Source organism: Burkholderia sp. BCC0044 (assembly GCF_902832955.1).
Classification (GTDB): domain Bacteria; phylum Pseudomonadota; class Gammaproteobacteria; order Burkholderiales; family Burkholderiaceae; genus Burkholderia.
The window spans coordinates 1,834,499-1,853,524 of sequence record NZ_CADFDO010000002.1; the positions used below are offsets into that span (position 1 = coordinate 1,834,499).

The 19,026-nt window shown below is 61.4% G+C and carries 18 protein-coding genes; 16 read left to right on the plus strand and 2 right to left on the minus strand.

What is annotated here, in order from left to right; translation table 11 throughout:
- Positions 1 to 53 precede the first annotated feature (53 nt).
- The 16 genes from HWX14_RS16710 to HWX14_RS16785 all read left to right on the plus strand — a co-directional run bounded on the left by HWX14_RS16710 (position 54) and on the right by HWX14_RS16785 (position 16,207).
- Positions 54 to 983: a hypothetical protein gene (locus tag HWX14_RS16710; protein ID WP_151062610.1), complete on the plus strand. Its 930-nt coding sequence runs from the start codon at positions 54 to 56 to the stop codon at positions 981 to 983.
- Between the two features lie 7 nt (positions 984 to 990).
- On the plus strand, positions 991 to 2,199 hold the full coding sequence (locus tag HWX14_RS16715; protein ID WP_151062609.1) for a VWA-like domain-containing protein: 1,209 nt from the start codon (positions 991 to 993) through the stop codon (positions 2,197 to 2,199).
- 275 nt (positions 2,200 to 2,474) lie between these two features.
- The gene (locus HWX14_RS16720; RefSeq protein WP_062911845.1) at positions 2,475 to 3,521 is read left to right on the plus strand and encodes an ATPase, T2SS/T4P/T4SS family; all 1,047 of its coding nucleotides are present in this window, start codon (positions 2,475 to 2,477) and stop codon (positions 3,519 to 3,521) included.
- A 16-nt stretch (positions 3,522 to 3,537) separates the two neighbouring features.
- Positions 3,538 to 3,918 (plus strand): TrbC/VirB2 family protein, encoded by a 381-nt coding sequence (locus HWX14_RS16725; protein WP_151062608.1) that lies wholly within the window; start codon positions 3,538 to 3,540, stop codon positions 3,916 to 3,918.
- A complete protein-coding gene (locus HWX14_RS16730) occupies positions 3,911 to 4,222 on the plus strand; it encodes a VirB3 family type IV secretion system protein (RefSeq protein WP_076889324.1) in 312 nt (103 codons plus the stop codon). Before HWX14_RS16725 ends, HWX14_RS16730 begins: the two co-directional genes overlap by 8 nt.
- The gene (locus tag HWX14_RS16735; protein WP_151062607.1) at positions 4,219 to 6,696 is read left to right on the plus strand and encodes a VirB4 family type IV secretion system protein; all 2,478 of its coding nucleotides are present in this window, start codon (positions 4,219 to 4,221) and stop codon (positions 6,694 to 6,696) included. Before HWX14_RS16730 ends, HWX14_RS16735 begins: the two co-directional genes overlap by 4 nt.
- A gap of 10 nt (positions 6,697 to 6,706) precedes the next feature.
- Entirely contained in the window at positions 6,707 to 6,922 is a 216-nt protein-coding gene (locus HWX14_RS16740) for a hypothetical protein (RefSeq protein WP_062911848.1), read from the plus strand.
- 11 nt (positions 6,923 to 6,933) lie between these two features.
- Entirely contained in the window at positions 6,934 to 7,674 is a 741-nt protein-coding gene (locus tag HWX14_RS16745) for a hypothetical protein (RefSeq protein ID WP_062911849.1), read from the plus strand.
- Complete coding sequence (locus HWX14_RS16750; protein ID WP_062911850.1) at positions 7,671 to 8,681, plus strand: type IV secretion system protein; 1,011 nt, start codon at positions 7,671 to 7,673, stop codon at positions 8,679 to 8,681. The genes HWX14_RS16745 and HWX14_RS16750 overlap by 4 nt, the downstream gene beginning before the upstream one ends.
- On the plus strand, positions 8,681 to 10,021 hold the full coding sequence (locus HWX14_RS16755; RefSeq protein WP_151062606.1) for a TraI domain-containing protein: 1,341 nt from the start codon (positions 8,681 to 8,683) through the stop codon (positions 10,019 to 10,021). The genes HWX14_RS16750 and HWX14_RS16755 overlap by 1 nt, the downstream gene beginning before the upstream one ends.
- Positions 10,018 to 11,886, plus strand: a complete 1,869-nt coding sequence (traD, locus tag HWX14_RS16760) for a conjugative transfer system coupling protein TraD (protein ID WP_151062605.1) — start codon at positions 10,018 to 10,020, stop codon at positions 11,884 to 11,886. Before HWX14_RS16755 ends, traD begins: the two co-directional genes overlap by 4 nt.
- Positions 11,887 to 11,896: 10 nt before the next feature.
- Positions 11,897 to 12,415: a hypothetical protein gene (locus tag HWX14_RS16765; protein WP_062883856.1), complete on the plus strand. Its 519-nt coding sequence runs from the start codon at positions 11,897 to 11,899 to the stop codon at positions 12,413 to 12,415.
- Positions 12,369 to 12,632 carry a hypothetical protein gene (locus HWX14_RS16770; protein WP_062911852.1) on the plus strand — a complete coding sequence of 88 codons (264 nt, stop codon included), beginning with the start codon at positions 12,369 to 12,371 and terminating at the stop codon, positions 12,630 to 12,632. The genes HWX14_RS16765 and HWX14_RS16770 overlap by 47 nt, the downstream gene beginning before the upstream one ends.
- The gene (locus tag HWX14_RS16775) at positions 12,622 to 13,227 is read left to right on the plus strand and encodes a DUF4400 domain-containing protein (RefSeq protein ID WP_006757252.1); all 606 of its coding nucleotides are present in this window, start codon (positions 12,622 to 12,624) and stop codon (positions 13,225 to 13,227) included. The genes HWX14_RS16770 and HWX14_RS16775 overlap by 11 nt, the downstream gene beginning before the upstream one ends.
- A 347-nt stretch (positions 13,228 to 13,574) precedes the next feature.
- A complete protein-coding gene (locus HWX14_RS16780; RefSeq protein ID WP_062911853.1) occupies positions 13,575 to 14,468 on the plus strand; it encodes a hypothetical protein in 894 nt (297 codons plus the stop codon).
- Positions 14,469 to 14,485: 17 nt separating this feature from the next.
- Entirely contained in the window at positions 14,486 to 16,207 is a 1,722-nt protein-coding gene (locus HWX14_RS16785; RefSeq protein WP_151062604.1) for an ATP-dependent helicase, read from the plus strand.
- Between the two features lie 623 nt (positions 16,208 to 16,830).
- Here HWX14_RS16785 and HWX14_RS16790 read toward each other — a convergent pair.
- Both HWX14_RS16790 and HWX14_RS16795 read right to left on the minus strand, forming a co-directional pair.
- Positions 16,831 to 17,238 (minus strand): polymer-forming cytoskeletal protein, encoded by a 408-nt coding sequence (locus HWX14_RS16790; RefSeq protein ID WP_151062603.1) that lies wholly within the window; start codon positions 17,236 to 17,238, stop codon positions 16,831 to 16,833.
- Between the two features lie 950 nt (positions 17,239 to 18,188).
- Positions 18,189 to 18,797, minus strand: coding sequence for an AcaB family transcriptional regulator (locus HWX14_RS16795; protein ID WP_151062601.1), 609 nt, complete (start codon positions 18,795 to 18,797; stop codon positions 18,189 to 18,191).
- Positions 18,798 to 19,026 lie beyond the last annotated feature (229 nt).

Consider the following 19,026-nt stretch of genomic DNA (forward strand, 5'->3'; position numbering starts at 1 on the left):
CCGGTCCGTGGTTTTTTTTCGTCTCGACATTTTCTGTCTATCTGGAGCTATTCATGAACATCACCGATCTGCAGTCGAAGGTCATGTTGTCATCCCTCGCAATTTCCACGTGGGTTGCCCGTCGTTACGACGGGAAAGTCACCGAGGAGGTCGAGAAAAGCCACCGCGCGCGCGGTATCGGACGCTTCAATAAGCGCCTGCTCCCCGAGCACGCGCCGAGCTATGCCGAAGTGCTGTCGATCGGCAACAGGATTCGCTCGCACTACTATGGCCGGACGCTGAAGTACGACCAGCTGGGCGTGCGTTTGCTGCCGACCAGGGTCTACATGGAGCTGGCCGACCGACTGCGTGCGATGAAGGACGAGTTCGATCTCGCGGTGTCGATCTTCCTGACGAACTACCTCGACCTGAAGGAGCAGGCGAGGGCGGAGATGAACACCCTGTACAACGAGGCGGACTATCCGAGCCTGGCAGAGCTGAAAGGCAAGTTCGGCGTCAAGTTGTCGGTGCTGCCGTTCCCGGACGCCAGCCAGTTCGGTGTGGACCTGCCGAACGATGTCCTGACTACGTTGCGCACGGAGATCGACGAGCATGCGATGGCGTCGATCCAGACCGCAAACCACGACCTGGTCGGGCGGCTGTACGAGGCTGTCTCGACGATGGCTTCGCGTCTGTACGCGTCCGGTAACGTCCGCCTCGACGTCGCGAATCACGTACGCGAATTGTGCGATCTGTTGCCGAAGCTGAATTTCAGCAACGACCCGAAACTCGCGCACATCCTTACGGAGGCGAAGCAGCACCTCGCCGCGCACAACGGCGCCGAGCTCAAGGAGTCCAGCGTCCTGCGTTCGCAGGTGGCCACCAAGGCGACCGAAATCGAGGGACTGATGGCGGCTTTCATGGGCGGAGCGCCGTCGGTGCCGCTGACCGACCAGGTCTCGGCTCTGTCCCCGACTGGTCTGTCGTTCCTCGCCGCTGCATGAGGTCGCCATGGACGCACGCATCGCGAAGCAGCGCACCGCGCTGGTACTCGACCACCCGTTCATCGGCGCCCTGGCGCTTCGGCTCAAAGTCCGCGAGGATCCGAGCTGCAGGACGTTTTGGACGGACGGCGAATCGCTGGGCTATAACCCGGCGTATGCGGCGGACCTGACCGACCTGGAGATCCGTGGCGTGCTCGCCCATGAGGTGTGGCACGTCGCGAACGGGCATTGTTGGCGGCAGGGATATCGCGATCCGGCAGGTTGGAACGAGGCGGCCGACTACGCGATCAACCCGATCGTATTGGATGCCGGCATGCAGCTTCCACGTGGTGCGCTCGTCGACCCGTGCTTCAAGGGGATGTCCGCGGAGGAAATCTACGGCAAGCGCCTGAACGATTCTCGGCAAACGGCGAAGCGACAGGGCGGCAGCCAGCCGTCCCCTCCGCAGTCGGGAGGCAAGCCGGGAAAATCCGCTGGCTCGCCGGGCGCTGAACCGTTGGATCCGGCGGATGATCGGTCGGCCTGGCCTGCCAATTCTTGCGGGGAAGTTCGGCAGTACGCCGGGCCCGATAAGGCGGCCAAGGAAGCCGAGTGGAAGCTGGCTGTGCTGCAGGCGGCCAAGGCGGCGCAGGTCTGCGGGAAGCTCGGAGGCGCGTTACAGGCCGCGGTCGAGCAATCCGTGGCACCGGTGGTCGACTGGCGGTCGCTCCTGCATCGATTCGCGCAGGATGCGGTGCCGACGGACTACACGTGGGCGCAGCCGAATCGGCGCTACCTGCACCTCGGCATGTATTTGCCGTCGCTGAACGAGCCGCAGGTGGGTGATGCGGTGTTCGTCCGCGACGCCAGCGGCTCGGTCTGGGACGAAACGCAGGCGCAGTTCGCGGCCGAGATTCTGGCGGTTGCCGGTGCGATCCGCCCGCGTCGCTTGATCGTGATCGATTGCGACGAGCGTGTGACGCAGGTTCAGGTCTTCGAGTTGGGAGATCCGGTCGACCTCGCGCCGCTGAAAGGCGGCGGTGGCACCTCGTTTGTCGATCCGTTCCGCCGGATAAAGGGTGAGGACATCCGCCCCGCGTTCCTGGTGTACCTGACCGACATGGAGGGGATGTTTCCCACCGAAGAGCCGGCATACCCGGTCCTTTGGGCGTCGACGACACCGCTGAAGCGCGCCCGGCGCGCGCCGTTCGGCGAGACGATCGAAGTCGTCTGTTGAGCGGCTGCAATGGCTCGCTATTTCCTGAAACACACCCGGTCCACGTGACCGGGTTTTTTTTGGTCCCTCGCAAACGCCTGCCACCAGTCCAGAGGTAAGAGCGGGGAGAAAGCTATACGTTTTTCTGGAGCATTTCGGTTTTACCCCCTCAACCAGTTGCGCGCGATGCCGTGCTTTGTGCGTACCGCGGCGCACTTCGCCAGCCGCGGAAAAGCTGCTCAATTTAGCCATTCTTTCAGGCGATTGGCGGATGTGCCAGCTTGAACAATAGCTGCATGTCTGAAATTGCCGAAAGTCCCTTCCTGAAGGTCGCACGACTCGAAGAGAACGCTGTGAAGCTGTTCTTCGAGTCGTTGAAGTTGATCGAAGAACCGCTACACAACCCGAACGTCGCCGAAGTGTTGATCAACAACGCGGGCAACATCTGGGTCGAAGAGCGGGGCGTGATGCATCGCCTGGACGCCCAGTTCAATCCGATGACATTGACCGGTGCTATCCATTCGCTCGCAGCCTCCGTCGAGAAGTCGGCGCTGCGGGGAACCGCGCAAGGGATCATCAACGCGGGGCACGACAACCTCCGGATCGCCGCGGTCATGAAACCGACCGCCATCGACGGTGATGCGCTCGCGATACGTCGACATCGTGAAACGAATCTGGCATTGGGGGACTACACCCGGCTGGGGGCGTTCTCTCGTGTGCACGCGAAGCGCGACGCCGAGCGGGCAATTTTCCCCCGGGGCGCCGAGAACGAGGTGCTGGAAGAAGCTTTCGCCGAAATGGTGAGGAGCCGGGCCAACGTCCTGGTAGCGGGCGGAACCTCTACCGGCAAAACGACCTTCCTCAACGCGCTCAATGGCGCGATCCCGGACGACGAGCGTGTCATCACGATCGAAGACACGAAGGAACTGAAGCTGACGGTTCCGAATCTCGTCCGCTTGCTCTCGAATCTGGATAAGGGGGTGACTGCGCAAGTGCTCGTTGCACTTTGCCTGCGGTTCCGACCTGACCGAATCATCGTCGGCGAAGTGCGCGGCGGGGAAGCGTACGACTTCATCCAGGCGCTCAGCACCGGCCACGACGGCGGAATGGGTTCAATTCACTCGAACGATGCGCGCGGCGGCTTGAGCCGCCTCGAGAGCCTTGCAATGTTAGGCATCCCGCCGGGCAGCCGTTGGGAGCTGGCCGACATGCGCAAGGCAATCGCCGACTGCTTCCACTACGTCATCCACCTTCGTCGCACGGGCGAGCTGCGCCACGTGTCCGAAGTGCTGGCCATCAAGGGTTTCAAAGACGGGGACTACGTCCTCGAACGCGTTTTCTAACCACACGGGGTTTTCGATGAAGAAGCACATCCAAACGTTGTTTTCGCTGATCAAGAAAAAGGCGCTGGACACCGCCCGCTATTTGTTCGGGCGGGGACAACGGCTCTCGACACTGATCGCACTGATCCTCTCGTTTGCCGCGCTACCCGCAAAAGCGGTTGACCTGGGCGATCTGGGCAATGCCGCCAACTTCATCTGCCTGATTCAAGCGTACGTCAGTGGGCCGTGGCTGTTCGGGATCGGCATCGTGCTGATCATCGTCGGTGGCGTACTGATCGCCAACTCTGAGAGCAACTTCGGGAAGCTGCTTTCGACGGTGATCGTGGGTCTCGGCTTTGCGTCCTGCGCGACCGCGCTCGTGAAGAACCAGCTGAAGATCAACTACACCTGTGCGTGAACCGAAAAAAGTCAGCCGGTCGCTTTCGCTGCCGCGCCAGATGGGTGGCGCCGATCGCGGACTCGCAATCGCCAACGGCACGCTGACGGCGCTGCTCTGCTACAGCAGCATGTCGCCGATCTATCTTGTCATCGGCATCGTCGTGCACTGGGTGCTTCGTTGGCTTTCGTCGAGCGATCCGTGGTGGAAAGAGGTACTGGTCGTCTACAACCGGTACCCCGATGTGCACGAGCCGTTGCCTACCGCCGATGTCGCCGCCCGATTCCGGCGACCGTATGGATTTGATCAGGAGCTGCCGCTGTGAGCGCGAACCCGAAGCGTCGTGCGATTCAGGAAATCGCCCCGTGGGCAACGATGGTGACCCCCGAAGTCGTTCTCGACAAGGACGGGTCACTGTTGACGCTTTACACGTTCGAAGGCGTGGATGCGGACAGCCCGAACACTGACGAGATCTCGGCGGCCCGCGACAACCTCGACCACGCCTGCAAGAACTTCGATCATCGGATCACTGCGTGGTGGCGTATGTCGCATCGTCGCGTCCGGGGCGAGATCAGTGGACGCTTCGCATCGGTGATGGATCAGCACGTCGACGCAATCAACCAGAAGAGTGTAGGGAGCGGAAAATACTTCCGCAATACCCACTCGCTCGCGCTGGCGTATACGCCCGAGACGGGTATCAACAAGCTTTTCGAGAAGATCGCCTATCACATCACGGTGGGCGGCAAGTCGGTACCGATCGCCTTGCTTGAGACTGTGAAGGATATGGTGTTCACGCGTAGTGCATTCGTGTTCGACATGGAAAGGATCACGTCGGATATCAAGCGCTTCGAAGGCATCCTGGACGCGTTCAAGGGGGGCGTAGCCCGCCTCAAGATGAAGCGCCTTCAACTGCAGAACGCGCTCGCCTTTCTGCACCAGACCGCCAATCCGTCGGTTCCGCCGCGGCGGGTACGTTATCCCGTGACGATGCTCGACACGCACCTGACAGAGAGCTTCGTGACGTACGGCGCAGAACACATCATGTTCGAATCCGCCTACGGCACGCGGTACGCGAAGATCATCGCCGTGAAAGAGTGGATGGGGTTCCAGGAGGCCGCGCTCGACGTCCTCGCCGACGTCGACGCCGAGTTCGATGTGTGCGTGATGTTTCGATTCCTGTCGACCAGCAAGGCGCAGGCGTACATCGAGAAGATGCGCAAGTTCTACAAGGTCGCTGCATTCAGCCCGGTCAAGGTACTGAAGAGCTTTTTCTCGAAGGATGAGAAAAAGGAAAGTATGGAGAACGAGAAAGGGCGTGAAATCCTCGCCGAAGAGGCGGAGAACGCACTGGCGCGCCTGATCGCCGACGGCCAGCAGTACGGCTTCGCGAATATCTCGGTAGTCGTCTATGGGGAGACGATCGATGAGTGCGACGACAACGCGCGCGAAATCGTTGGCCGCATCGGTAACGCCGGCTTCGGTGTGCTCGTCGAGAAGCGGAACCTCGCCGCGGCATGGGCATCGACGCTGCCGGGCAGGTGGGACCAGCAGAAGCGGCTGCAGTTTGTCGAAACGCCGGTGGTGTCCGACATTGCACCCGTGCGCGGTGTTGCGGAAGGGAGCGACGTCAACCAGTGGCTCACGCAGCAGCTCGGACAGAAGGTCGGCCCGCTGACGCTTCTTCCGACGCGTCATCGTACCCTGCAGCGCGTCACGTTGCACGATCCGAGCGGGAAGTCTCACACGCTGATTGTGGGCCCGATCGGTGCCGGCAAGACCATTTTCCTCAACTTTCTCGTCTCGCAAACGGGGCGCTTTCAACCGCGCCGCATCAAGTTTGACAAGAACCGGTCGACGCGCATCCCGACCGTGTTTGCCGACGGCAAATTCGTCGATGCAACCGGCAAGTTTGCGGCCGCGACACAGGTCAACCCGCTATCCCTGCTGGCCGATCCGCGGCACTACACGTACGTGTCGGACTGGGTCCAGATGGCAATTGAGGGCGACGGTGAGGACTTCACGTGCAGCCCGCAACAGCAACGGACGATTTACGAGCGGGTCGTCACGCTGGCGCAGGGCTATGGCCGGGAGTACTGGACGCTTTCGTTCCTGACCACGTTGTTGCCCGTCGAGTTGCGCGAGCGCCTGCAGATCTGGACGAAGGGGGAAAAGAACGGTCGTTTCTTCGATCACGTCGAAGACGCGTTCTCTCTTTCGGACGATCTGGCGATCGAGATGGGCGAGCTGTTCGAAAGCTACCCGGTCGCAGCGGCGCTGTTCATGGACTATGCCTTCTACCGCATCTCGCAATGGCTGGATGGCAAGCGCGTCACGATCATCGAGGTCGAGGAGTGCGGCTTCTTCTTCCGGTACCCGCGCTTCTATGCACGGCTGGAAATGTGGGCGGTCACGATCCGCGGCCTGAACGGCACGCTCGTCATGGCGACGCAGTCGCTGAGCCAGCTTGAGCGCGTCCCGAACTTCGAAATCTTGAAGGAGAACATCCAGAACTTCTTCTTCCTGCCGAACCGTGACGCCCGGAACAACAAGCGCCTCTATCGCGACGTGTTTGGGCTGACCGACGACCAGATCGACATGATCAGCGAGGGCATTCCCAACCGCGACTACCTATGGGTCACGCCGGATCACTCCCGGATGTTGCAGGCGAAATTCCCGAAGGAAGCGCTCGCGATCTTGCGCGCAGACGGCGCGGCTCAGCGCACGCTCGACAAGCATTTGGCCACCGGCTCGCCGACGTGGCGTGAAGATTATCTCGAAGAAATGGCCACCGTTGACTGAGAGGGACCCAATGAAGCTCAATCCGACTCCCAACCTGCAGTCTCTGTACCGCGACCTCTTCGCGCTCACCGCAGACGAAATTGACCAGATCGCCATCGGGACGCCCGTTCGCGTCCTTCTGATTGCGCCGCCGGGCGGCCCGCTTCGGTCGCTTCAGGAACAGCCGCACGACGTACCTACGACGCCGTGCGCCGCTCGTACGGCGGCATTTCGATTCCTCGACTGAAAGGCCCCACGATGAAACTCTTGCCGTCACTTCGCGCCGCGGCGTTCGCGGCCTCCCTCTTCGTCGCCCAGCACGCGTCGGCGCTCGAAGTGTTCGACCCGATCAACTACGTGCAGAACGTGATATCGGCGGCCAAGGCCGTCAAGGGCGAGATCTACCAGAACACCAACATACTCTACCAGTACCAGATGATGGTGAACGATCTGCTGCAGGCGCAGAACCTGAACCCCGCGGCGTGGAAAGCCGCGTACGACCAGATCACGGGCGACATCAACAAGGTCAAGGGGCTGGTGGGAACGCTTCAGGGGCTGTACGGGGACCTGCAGAAGGGTGGTGAATGGGTCACGCAGGTGCAGGGGTTGATCAGCCGTTCCGGCAAGTCGAACGCACAGTGGTTCTCCGATATGAACACGTTGTTCCAGCAGAACGACAAGGTCGCGCGGAACCTGTTTCAGATGGGCTCGAACATCATGCAGCACACAACCGAGATGGCGCAACGGCGACAGGAGTTGCAATCCCAGCTGTCGATGTCGCCGACGCAGCAGGCGACGGCCGAGATCACGACGCACTACCTCGACATCGTGACGAGCCAGAACGCGGACATACTCCAGCTCAACGCGGCGAAAGCCCAGAAGGATGCGCAGAAGGACGCGCAGCAGGCGGAAGACGATAAGGAAAAGGCTGCGGACGCGGAGAAGTTCATTTCCAAGCAACAGGCTGAACGGGCCGCCTACGGGATTACCTCGCAATGAAGCGCAGCATGATCCGTCAGTGGCTGCTGAGTGGCGTGCTACTCGTCGCGCTCGTGCTGCCCGCGGTAGCCCGGGCATCGTTGCAGGATACGTTGACCCAGTTGGGAACAACTGGATGGAGTTCGAGCTACGTGGTGGGCGAGGTGGCGAAGGGCGCGACGGCCGCCATCGAAGAGATCACGAAGATCATGAAGGATCTGATCGATCTCGCCGTAACGGTTAGCAAGTCGCTCGACAAAGATTCGGACAAGATGGCGGGAGGCCTTGCGGTCATCACCATTATCGTGGCGTTTATCCGATTCGCAGCAACGAAGGACCCGGTCGCGGCCTGGGGCAGCGTGTTCGAAGACCTTGCCATTCTCGGGATCTTCGCGTCCGTCTATCTCGCCTACGGTACGTGGGCGCCCGGATTCTATAAATGGTTTAACGACATGGCGATTGCGGTGTCAGGGACCGACGCACAATCTCTGCCTTTGGCGATGGTGAAGTCGGCGGGGGCGATATTCGATGCGGTCAACGAAGCACTGAAGGCAGAGCACTGGTGGACGTACATCGCACTGTTGATCAACCTTCTACCGCTGCTGTTCGCATGGGTCTTCCTTGAGGTTGCAGCGTTGGTTTTTCTCTTTTACGTGTCACTCGGAACCATTCAGATGGCCGTCGCGATCGTGGTCGGAAAGATCGCATTTGCTCTTGGCATGTCGGAGTTCACGCGAGGATGGTTCAAGAGTTGGCTCGATTTTACGATCGGCGCGGGCATGTACATGGTCGTTGCCGCGATTCTTCAACGATTGATGACCGCCACGCTTGCGACGTCATTCGGGAACACGATCTCGAAGGGGCTGACGACACCCTACGCGGGCTCGTTGACGCTTGACCTTTCGATCTTTGTGTTGATCCTCGCTTTCGAAATTCCGAAGTTCGCATCGATGTTCGGTGGCGGCGCCAACGCAAGCGGCGGGGCGTTCAAGAGCCTGACGAAGCTTGCGACGAAGGGCATGCTTTGATGATCGACGCACGCCTTTTTGTACCGGCAGACACACCAGAGCTCGTGATCCGTAACGAACGCCGTATCGACCTGATTGCTCAATGTGCGAATGAATCGTCGCGCGAGGAGTTCGACCGGAAATGGATGGTACTGATCCGGCGGTGTGCAGGCTGGTTTTCGTCTGTACCGTTCAGCCCGGAGTTGTACCGGGAGCCGGCCGGCGCTTTCCGATGGACAGTCGAAACGGCGTTCTACGCAATGCGGCTGTCGGGTGGGTTGAAGTTTGGCACGAACCTGTCGTCCGAGCGCCGTCGAAGGATTGAGCCGCAATACAACTACGGCGTGTTTCTCGCGGCGATCTGCTCCGGCCTGGACGAACCGTATCGTCATTTCGACGTAGAGCGCGCAACGGACCGGCAGGTCTGGAACCCGTCCGTCCATGGTGCACTCGGGCCGTGGCTCGCCGACGCGAGCTATCGAGTGACGCGTCGCGCTACGCCGCTTCCGGTCGAACGGATGCGAACCGGCATGCTGGCGCATGCGCTGGTCGGCACCGAACTGCTCGGCGGGCTCGATTCCGAAGTGCAGGCCGAGATATTTGGGGCCATCAACCCGACGCAGAGCCCGATGGGAGTCGAGTCGCTGACCCACAAGGTCGTGCGGCAGGCGGTTGCGACGGCTGCGGACTTCGATCGGAAAGCGCAGCGGGCGGTTTTCGAGCCGGTGACGTTCGCCGTTCCCTCTGCTATCCATGTCGCGGCGGAACTGGAGCCGAAGGTCGAAGTGTCGCCGACGGCGGCCACGCCGACGCCCACGGCTGCACCTGCACCTGCGCCGGCGCAGCCTGCGACAGATGTCCTTGCGCCGGCGTCCGTCGCAGCCGGCGGCGGCGAGCAGTCCGGTCCAGGTTCGCGGCCGGCTGCTGCCCCGGAAGGTACGACGACGGCCGCGACGCCAGCGGCGCCGGCTGAGCACGTGGCGCCGAAAGGCCCGGACACGCGGCAGATGGCGCTTGAGCTTCCGCCACCGGCCGGGGCCGTCAATCCGGTTGAGATTCGGCGCGAGCCAGCCGTCGCCGCGCCAAACGGCAATCAGTTCGATGAGGTGCTGAAGGGTGCACCACGCATGATCGTGGATTTCTTTTCGGCGCTGCAGCAGGACGTCGCGACGGCGAAGGCGAAGGTGCGCTGGACCGACCAGGGGCTCGTCCTGTCGAAGCGGACCATCGGCAGCTACGGCGTCGCGAGCGATACCCTGATCGAGCACATGCGGCGCCGGAGCCTGCTGCTCGCCAACGAGCCAGTGGAAGTCACGTTGGCGCCGCGTATCGGTGAGCTGATTCAGGAGCGTGGAGCGTGAGAGGCTATATCAATCACTTTCGGCCGATCTACGAGGTCAGGGCTGCGTTTGGGTGGCTGGTAGCGCTGCTCTTTCTTCCGTTTTCGGGCATGCCTTACGGCTGGGCGTTTGCGCTCGTGGCGCTGGCATTGTGGACGTTCCGCTCGGGTCAGGTCTGGCGCGCGCTGAAGTTCCGGATGGGGCTGTCGACAAAATGGCTGACGACCCTTGCGGTGCCCGCGTTGCTGGTCATTCAAGAGCGCATGCGGGTCCAGGCCAATGCAATGTATCTCGGCACCGGCTTCGAGTGGACGCAGAAGCATTGCCAGATGGCCCATGACATCCTGCGGATGCCGACCACCGAGATCCCGGGTCTGCCGAAGTGGTTACCGAAGACCAAGGCGGGCCGTGCCTTCGAGGAGATGATCGAGAAGCTTTTTGCGCCGAAGGACAGTATTCGGGATCGAACGCCGCAAGGCGCGTCATGGATTCACGGTCTCGAGGCGAACAAGGGCTACGTACCGTTCCACTATAAGGCGATGGGCGGTCATACGGCTGTGGGTGGCACGACCGGTTCAGGGAAGACGCGCACGTACGAAGTTATTACGACACAGGTCATTCAATGCGGTGACGTATTGATCGACATCGATCCGAAGAACGACGAAGAATGGAAGGAGCGTGCGAAGCGAGAGGCGCACCGCAACGGCCGGAAGTTCCTCTACTTCAACCAGGCCAAGCCGTCCGAGTCGATTCGTCTCGAGCCGCTCGACAGCTGGTCGCAGCCTTCGGAGATTCCGAGCCGCATTGCGCAGCTGATGGAGGAGGGACCGTTCCGCGACTTCGCCTACCTGTTCATCAGCCGCTCGGTGAATGGCGAACTGTACATCGGCGACAAGCCGAACCTGCGATCCATCCTCAAATACGCGCAACTTGGCATCGATCCGCTGCTGGAGAAGGCGCTCAAGCGATTCTTTATCGAAAGCGGGCTGGCCGATTGGGAGGAGCTGGTTACGGCGGACACCGTCAAGATCGCGAACAAGCCAGGTTCCACGCGTGTCGACGCGATGATCTCGCTGTATCAGGCCCGCTTTGGCGCGAACGATCGTGGCCACGAGGCGATCGACGGCCTGATCGCGACGCACGTGCATGACCGCGAGCACTACATGCGGATCATCGCGTCGGCACTCCCGCTGCTGCAGATGCTTGCAACAGGCGAAACGGGCCTGATGCTCGCGCCGAAGGTAGATGACTTCGAGGACGAACGTGAGATCTGGACGATCGAGAAGGTCATTCGTCAGAAGGCGGTGCTCCATATCGGCCTCGACTCGCTGTCCAACAGCATCGTCGCGAAGGCGATCGCGTCGATGATCCTGGCGGACGTGTCAGCCGTGTGCGGCTCAATCTACAACTTCTACGACAAGCCGCCTGAGGTGGTGCTGATCATCGACGAGATCGCCGAGGCGATAAACGAGCAGGTGATCCAGATCCTGAACAAGGGCCGTGGCGCCGGCTTCAAGGCGTTCGTGGCGTTCCAGACGCGCGCCGACCTCGAGGCGAAGTTGGGGAATGCCGCAAAAATGCTGCAGGTTTTGGGGAACCTGAACAATCAGATCATCTTACGCTTGGAAGATACCGACACGGCTGAGTGGTTCTCGAAAAAGGTGGGGGATACCGCGATCCGCAACCTTATCGTCTCCAGCAGCACGAGCAAGGCAAGCGAGGGCCATGTCGGCGAGTTCACCGGGTCGGTGACGCGGTCGCATCAGTTGGAAGCAGTGCCGTTGATCCCGACTCGCCTGATCCAGAGCCTGCCGAACCTGCAGTATTTCATGCGGATCTCAGGCGGCGCGGTGTACCAAGGACGTATTCCAATTCTTACAGGCTAAACAACCAAGCATGTCTGCCGTATTCAAAAAAATCATTCGCGAGCACAAACTTTCGGCCCACCTGACCCCGGTGTTCATCCTTGCGCCCGAGCTCGAGCTTGTGTGCACGCGTGTCGCAGAGTTCGTCGGTGAGCACTTCATCGGGAAGGCGGAGCCGCTCGTCAAGGAGATGTTCGTGGACGGCCTTGCTGCGTTCAAGCGCGTGCGCAAGACCGGCGACCCCCACGTCGCGTTCATGCAAGGCCTGTTCGGGTCCGCCCATATGCTGTACGCGCGGCGCTTTGTCGTGCGCGACGGCGAGCGCTGCCACGTCTGGTCGCCTATGTTCGAGCCGGTGACCGTGTTCGAGTCGCGCCACAAGCATGTACCAGAAATGATCGACGAGCGCTGCCCGGAGAACATCAGCCAACGATCGGCGGCGTTCCAGCTTGCGGCACGCGCGCTGACGGGTGAAACCTTCCGACTGTACTTCGAGGAATACGATGTCGCTCACGCATATTCTGATTCGGACACTGACGCGGGTCGATGACCATACCGTGCATCGCGCGATCACGACTGCAGCGGCGCAGGACGACCCGGCGGCGCGGCCGCCGAAGGAGTTCCAGCAAGGACGGAACGCGATGGCGTATGCGCTGGCGATGTTCATCGATCGCCGGCCGGCGCGATTCTATGTCGGCCTGGCGGGCCTGATCGTCCTGCCGATCTATCTCCTCGGCGGCCTCTTGGGAGAAGTGTATGGCTGGTAGCCGTTTTGTCGGCCACATCAAGATGTGGTTCTTCTTTGTGCCGCTGCTTTCGGTTGCACTCATGCCGGCGCTTCCTGACCCGACGCTTTTCGCGATCCCGGATGCCGAGGCCGAATCGGTTGCGGCCAGCCTCGGAGAGGCGCGAACCGCTGATGCAATCGACGCGACGAATCGCGCGTTCAAGCGCTACTTCGTCGAGACGGGGTTGGTGCAGGCCTCCATGGAGTCGACGAACGATTCGCAGATCGAGGACGGCGGGGTGGCGAACTTCGCCAGTCGGTGGGTCCACAATTTCTGGCGACTGGTGTACCGGATGGTCTATCGGCTCACCGTGATGAAGTACTGGCTGCTCGGCGCGCTCGTGTTCGGCATCGCGATGTTCATCGACGGGACGGTTCGACGCAAGGTGAGGGCCGCTGCGGCCGGCTACGTCAGTCCGCTGTCGTTCCATCTCGCCGGGCACGGAATCTTGCTGGTGTTCGGTGTCACGTTCACGGTGTTGATCGCGCCTGTGCCGCTTCTGGCACCGTACTGGCTGGCGATTGCCGGATGCCTCGGCGCGTTGCTCTGGAAAGCGGCGTCTTCATACCAGTAGCCCAGGAAAGCTCCAGATTTTCGTACAGCTTTGTGCCGAAAGGCCCGCAACCGGTTGCGCGCCAGGTACCGGGGAAAGGCTGTCGAAATACCTGACGATTTGCCCCGAACGGGACCGCCCGGCCGCGCCACAATAAGTCATGGTCTACGGTCCTCAGAAGGCTCGACTCCCCGTAGAGCTTTCAGCCTTGCCCCCTCTCCCCCGGAGGGGGCTTTTTTTCGTCCAGCGTGCCGTGGCGCTCCCGAAAGCCGCGCGAAATCGTTCAGGTTTTGGACGTCTGTCGCAGCATAGGCCCGCAAGAATAGACGCAAGCCGCACGTGCGGTTAGTCAACCATATAGGATCCATATGAGCACGATCAACGAAGAAGCGCACGTCGGTACCGATACTGCGGACGTGGCACCTGACCACGTAGCCGTTCTCCCGCCGGCGGGCGACGGTGCATCAGCAACCGAGGATAGCCTGGTTGTGGGCGACTCCCGGCAGACGACCGACGGCGCGGACGATGGTGAAGTCGAGCGCGAACTCGACGAGATGGAGAATTCGGCCAACGTGTTGCAGCGTGAAGGGCTGATCAGCAGCGATGAGGCGAAGCTCAAGCTCGAGGAGGTGGCGCGCACTCGCACGCTGTTCCGCGACCTGTCGCCCGCAGAGCGCGCGCGAATCATCCAGCGCCGCCGCGAGATCGGTCGCGAACTGATGAACAAGCAATTGTCGGGCGCCGCGGTCGTGACCGCGCGGGTCACGATGAAACACACGCGTCTTCGGCCGTTGTTCGAGCAGTGGTGGCCGTACCTGAATCGGATGACGATCAACATGCAGCGCTTCGGTCGCGCGACTTATGGCGCGAATGAGCAAGGAGTCGTGAGCACGTGGTTCGAGAAGCAACTCGACCAGCTCGAAGCCTACGTGAACGAACAGCTCGAGGTCGCGCAGGGCTTCCGCGAGAAGACCGAAACCGAAATGCGAGGTCGCGGCGAGACGGTATTCGCGCCGACCGTAACGAAGCCGTCGCTCGATATCGAAGTCGAGGCGTACTCGCGGTTCTCGATGCGCCTGCTTTCCGTGATCCTGAAGTTCGACCAGGTGATGGATCACTTCGATTTCCTCGTCTGGAACGGTATTCGTGACCAGTCCGACGTTGACGACGAGACTGTGCGCTTCCTGCGTAAGTTCCACCCGATCGGCCTGCGCGGCTACACGACCCACCTGAAGCTGATGAACACCGTTCGCGGTAATTGATCGGGAAGACCGGTGCCATGCTCGACGAGTTGAATCCCCAACAGCGCGAGGTGGCACTTCTGCGCCGCCACTGCCTCGCTATCGCGTGCCCCGGCGCGGGCAAGACCAAGATGAGCGCGACGAAGGCCGCGTTCTTGCTGCAGGATCCGACAGCGGTCGTGGGCGCCGTTACCTTCAGTAAGGATGCTGCGGTCGAGCTGCGCGAGCGCATTCTCGCGCTGGCGCCGCAGGATGCGAAACGCCGACTGATCGCCGGCACTTTCCACTCGCTCGCGTACAAGCAACTGCAACGGCCCGGCCGCGGCCGGCCGGATATCGCATCGGAAGGGGATCGCCTTGGGATGCTTGGGCGCGTGCTGGCCGAGCTCGGGTACGACTGGAAGGTTGAAGAGGCTGTTCCGGTCATCGAGCGGATCAAGACGAACTTCGGGCGAGCCGATGAGGGTTCGGCCGAGGCCGCGCTCTACGCCGCCTACCAGGACGCGCTCGAACGAAACGGCAAGATCGACTTCCAGGATATGTTGCGCCTCGCCGTCGAGCGGATGCAGAGCGGTGACATAAAACCCTATCGGTTCACCGACCTGCTCGTCGACGAGTTCCAGGATACCGATCCCCTGCAGTTCCGGTGGGTCGAGCTGCACGCGCGCGCCGGCACGCATGTCACGGTGGTCGGTGACGACGATCAGAGCATTTACGGATTCCGCGCCGCTCTGGGTTTCCGGGGGATGGAGAGCTTCGCGAGCACGTTCGAGGCGCAACGCGTAGTGCTCGGGAGCAACTATCGTTGTCGCGCTGAGATCCTTGCGGCTGCCGATCGGGTGATCCAGAACAATGTCGATCGGATGCCGAAGATCCTTCATGCCGCGCGGGGCGCCGGCGGCGCGATTGCGGCACGTCGGTTCGACGACGAGTATGGCGACGCGGTGGCCGCTGTCGAAGCGCTTCAACCGAAACTAGCTGCCGGCGCGAGCTGCGCGATTCTCGCGCGGACCAACCGGATCCTCGATCCGATCGAATCCGTATGTCGATCACACGGCGTGCCGTACTACCGGGCGTCGGGCGGGTCCGTGCTCAACAAGCCGCAGGCCGCGCTGATGTGCAATCTGCTGCAGGTGGTCGAAGGCCACAAGCAGAACGGTATCGACGCCGTCTTGGGGTACATGGGGATGAGTTCCTACGACCTCGGTGCGTTGCACAAACGCATGGGCACGGCCTTCGTCCAGCTGCAAAAGCAGGAGCTGGTCGGCATTGGGCTGCGCGAGGAGACCGCGACCGCATACCGTGCCTTCATGAAGCGGCTGGGCGAGTGGCAAGCGCTTTGTCAGCGATCGTTCCATTCGCTCGCGCTCGAGGGGGTGTACGAGTGGATGATGACGTATGCCAAGGGCGACGTCGCGATCCGGGCGATCCAGTGCATCTACGACGTGGTCGGCCGGCTGAATGGCTCGTTTACTGAGCGCATTGAGTTTCTGAAGCGGGACAACAACAAGCCGGGCGACGGCGTCCTGGTTTTGACGACGATGCACAGCTCAAAAGGGCTCGAGTACGACCACGTCTGGATCAGCCGATCGGAGGAGGGCGTGGTGCCCGATGAAAAAAGCCCGGAATCGGAGGAGCGGCGCCTTTTCTACGTCGCGATGACGCGGGCTCGCGACAGCCTCACCATTTCGTCGATCAAGAAGAACGCGGTGTCGCGGTTTGTGATCGAGTCTGGGATTGAACAAAAATCGGCCGCGTGAAGCGGCCGGAGACTGGGCGGGCGAGGAGCAATCACCCGTCTCTGTTAGCCTCAAGGAAGAAGCACATCAGCGCACCTGCCAACGCGATGCAAGCCCAGGTATAGAACAAGCTGGCGGGCAAGCGTGATGCCAACTGAAACTCCCCTCGGCTGATTGCGAGCCCTGTAATTCCTAGTCCTACGGCACCTGCTAGAAGCAGCAATGCGACGAGATGCAATTGTTTCATTTGAGTTACCTTCTGGTTTGGGAACGCAGGACTCGAACCGCCACAACGAAGGCGCAGTGATTGAGGTAAAGGGTTGTCACTAACCCTAGTTGAAGGACCAGGGACGCCAGCACGAGATCGATAACCACTCCCCAGAAGTAGAGCAACGCCCACTCGGTGAGATCGAATTGATCGAACCTGATCGGGAAAAAGTCCCATTGTCCGACCCATACGCCGGTGAACGCTCGAACGCAAAAGTACGCGGCGGTCCGTATGCCCCAGACGATTTGGGAGCTCGCGTCGTCTTGGAAGAAGGGTACGAGACTCCAGACTATGTATCCCGTGAAGATGATCAAGGGGATCGTCCAAATACATGCAACGGCGAAATCAGTAGCGCAATGAAGTCGGCGGAACGTCGTCATTGAGCGGCACCGTGCGATTCGAGACGCTCTTGTCCAGCCTCGCGATCGGTGGGCGCGTTTTCGATCACGAGTTCTCGAGACACGCGACGGAGTTGCCCATTGAGTGCTGCTTGCTGGCCGAGCCGGATCGTGCCGCAATAGAACACATTGCCGAGCACACGGCCGTTGATTTCGAGCATGTCGCGCGCGTGGACATCGCCCTCCACGAGCCCATCGATCCGGACGATTTCGCCCTGAACCTTGCCCTTGACGATACCGCCGGCCCCGACGTGCAGCAGCCCTTCGGTGGAAATGATGTCGCCGTTTGCGAGCGCGAATACGCTCAGGCCGTGGTCGAGGATCATGTTGCCTTCGACGACCAGGCCGGGCATGAGGACCGTCACGTTGTTCGGTTTCGCTTTCATGGTGTGCCTCTTTCAGAAGAGTGGAACGTCGCCGGTCTTTCCAGGCGTCGAAGGTTTCGGGGAGTGTTCGGTCTTCGTGGCTTCGTTGTGCTGCGTCGATGCTGGTGTCTCGGTATTGACGGACTCCTGTCGCTGACGACTAGGGGCGCGGTGGATTCGGTGGAGCGCACGTTTCGCTTGTTCTGCTGGCTGGACCGTGGGTTGTGCTGTGACGGGCGTTGACAACGTCGTGGGTGGCGGTGGCGACGCAGATTGGAGGGCAGTAGCTTGTTGCTGGCCGGCGACTTGGCTCGGAGCTGCGCGCGCGGCTCGGATCGGTGACGCGGCCGCTTTTTCCAGGTCGGTTGCGGCCGCAGGCTTCGCGGCGTTTGCCGGCGCAGTCGATTCACTGGACTCGCCGATCTGCCGCGCTTGTCCGTTGTCGCGTGACGTGGCCGTCGGCGCGCGATCAGATGAATCGTCGAAGTCAGCGCCGGTGAGCTGCCGTCTGGATCCGGGTGAGGTCGAGGCGGCTGCAGGCGTCGCAGGAGTAGTCGCATAATGCATCGTCGTCCGCTCAGCGTGTGCAATAGCCTGGGGCGGATGGAGTGCGTGCCAAAGCTTAGCCGCGCTGATTCCCGTGAGTCCTGCCCCCGCTACAACAGCAAGGACGATGGCGGCCGGCCGGCCGAATTTCCGACTGGCAGAAGAGAGTCGAGCCGTGACGCGCTTGCGCGCCGATTCCTGTCGGTCAGGAGCGGGGAGCGCCCGCACGTGGCTGTTGATGTCGATGACGACGGGTTGCGACGAGTATTGGGCGTGTAGCGCCTGGATCTCTCGAATGTCCAAGACTTCCTCCGTGGATGATCGGCATACCGCGACGGCGTTTGAAGTCGCGGCAGGCTCAAGGCGAGCTTATTCACCGGATTCCAATGTCAAGCCGGTGGGGGCGTGCTGCTGGCGCGGTCGCGTCAGTCGCGCGCGGTGCCGTCGGCGTCGTATCGGTCGTTGTCCGGGATGCACACGGTTCTCACGTGCAGGATCCGGCCTTCGGCGTTCTTGAGAATGTTGGCCCGGTCCTGCGGCGTGATCTTCTCCGCGAGCTGGGCTTCCATCGACGCGACGAACAGGCGGTCGTACTGGGTCAGGCACCTGACCAGCAAGCCCGCGAGCGGCCGAGTCACCTTCAGTTCGATCTGTTCGTACGGGAACGTTAACGAGCGCGCGTTGTGCCGCTCGACCCATGCAGTGGCCTTGCGCATCCAGTCGGCGGTATCGCGCAGGGCGGTCTGGACCGCCAGTACCTTGCCGCCGCGGGCAACGGCGATCTTGGCCGCGCAAAAGTTGTAGTCGCTCCGGATGAACGTGCGTGCGAAGACAGAGCTGTAGTGGAGGATCGTGACCGCATCGGAATCCGGCACGATCTTGTCGATGCGGCTGTCGCTCGTCAGGCGCTGGATCGGCTTCAACCCTGTCGATGTGGCGGGGCGAACCGCCGGGTCGGCGGCGGGTGTGTCGTTTTGCGTGGGCGTGTCAGGTTGCCCGCGCCCTTCGTGCGGTGGTTCGAGAACGGCAGACATGATTTTTTCGGGTGGTCTCTCTCATTGACAATTCTGAGCGAGCCGCTCCAGGCGCGTACCGGCAAAAGCGTGGCTGTTTTCGTGAGCTTTCCGGGGATCACGCGCCGATATAATCGCGATACTGACTCTACTTCTCGCGTCCCTGACGCATCGACCTTGACTTCGCTGGCCGAAGTCCATCTTTTGTACAAGCCGTGCCAATGGGCATGCTCCGACTGGTTGGCAACCA

Bases quoted from the DNA above. Each gene is read 5' to 3' on its own strand.
- HWX14_RS16715 (WP_151062609.1), top strand. From the start codon at position 991: ATGGACGCACGCATCGCGAAGCAGCGCACCGCGCTGGTACTCGACCAC.
- HWX14_RS16780 (WP_062911853.1), top strand. From the start codon at position 13,575: ATGAGCACGATCAACGAAGAAGCGCACGTCGGTACCGATACTGCGGAC.
- HWX14_RS16745 (WP_062911849.1), top strand. From the start codon at position 6,934: ATGAAACTCTTGCCGTCACTTCGCGCCGCGGCGTTCGCGGCCTCCCTC.
- HWX14_RS16750 (WP_062911850.1), top strand. From the start codon at position 7,671: ATGAAGCGCAGCATGATCCGTCAGTGGCTGCTGAGTGGCGTGCTACTC.
- HWX14_RS16785 (WP_151062604.1), top strand. From the start codon at position 14,486: ATGCTCGACGAGTTGAATCCCCAACAGCGCGAGGTGGCACTTCTGCGC.
- HWX14_RS16775 (WP_006757252.1), top strand. From the start codon at position 12,622: ATGGCTGGTAGCCGTTTTGTCGGCCACATCAAGATGTGGTTCTTCTTT.
- HWX14_RS16795 (WP_151062601.1), bottom strand. From the start codon at position 18,797: ATGTCTGCCGTTCTCGAACCACCGCACGAAGGGCGCGGGCAACCTGAC.
- HWX14_RS16790 (WP_151062603.1), bottom strand. From the start codon at position 17,238: ATGAAAGCGAAACCGAACAACGTGACGGTCCTCATGCCCGGCCTGGTC.
- HWX14_RS16720 (WP_062911845.1), top strand. From the start codon at position 2,475: ATGTCTGAAATTGCCGAAAGTCCCTTCCTGAAGGTCGCACGACTCGAA.
- HWX14_RS16765 (WP_062883856.1), top strand. From the start codon at position 11,897: ATGTCTGCCGTATTCAAAAAAATCATTCGCGAGCACAAACTTTCGGCC.
- HWX14_RS16770 (WP_062911852.1), top strand. From the start codon at position 12,369: ATGTCGCTCACGCATATTCTGATTCGGACACTGACGCGGGTCGATGAC.
- HWX14_RS16740 (WP_062911848.1), top strand. From the start codon at position 6,707: ATGAAGCTCAATCCGACTCCCAACCTGCAGTCTCTGTACCGCGACCTC.
- HWX14_RS16710 (WP_151062610.1), top strand. From the start codon at position 54: ATGAACATCACCGATCTGCAGTCGAAGGTCATGTTGTCATCCCTCGCA.
- HWX14_RS16755 (WP_151062606.1), top strand. From the start codon at position 8,681: ATGATCGACGCACGCCTTTTTGTACCGGCAGACACACCAGAGCTCGTG.
- HWX14_RS16725 (WP_151062608.1), top strand. From the start codon at position 3,538: ATGAAGAAGCACATCCAAACGTTGTTTTCGCTGATCAAGAAAAAGGCG.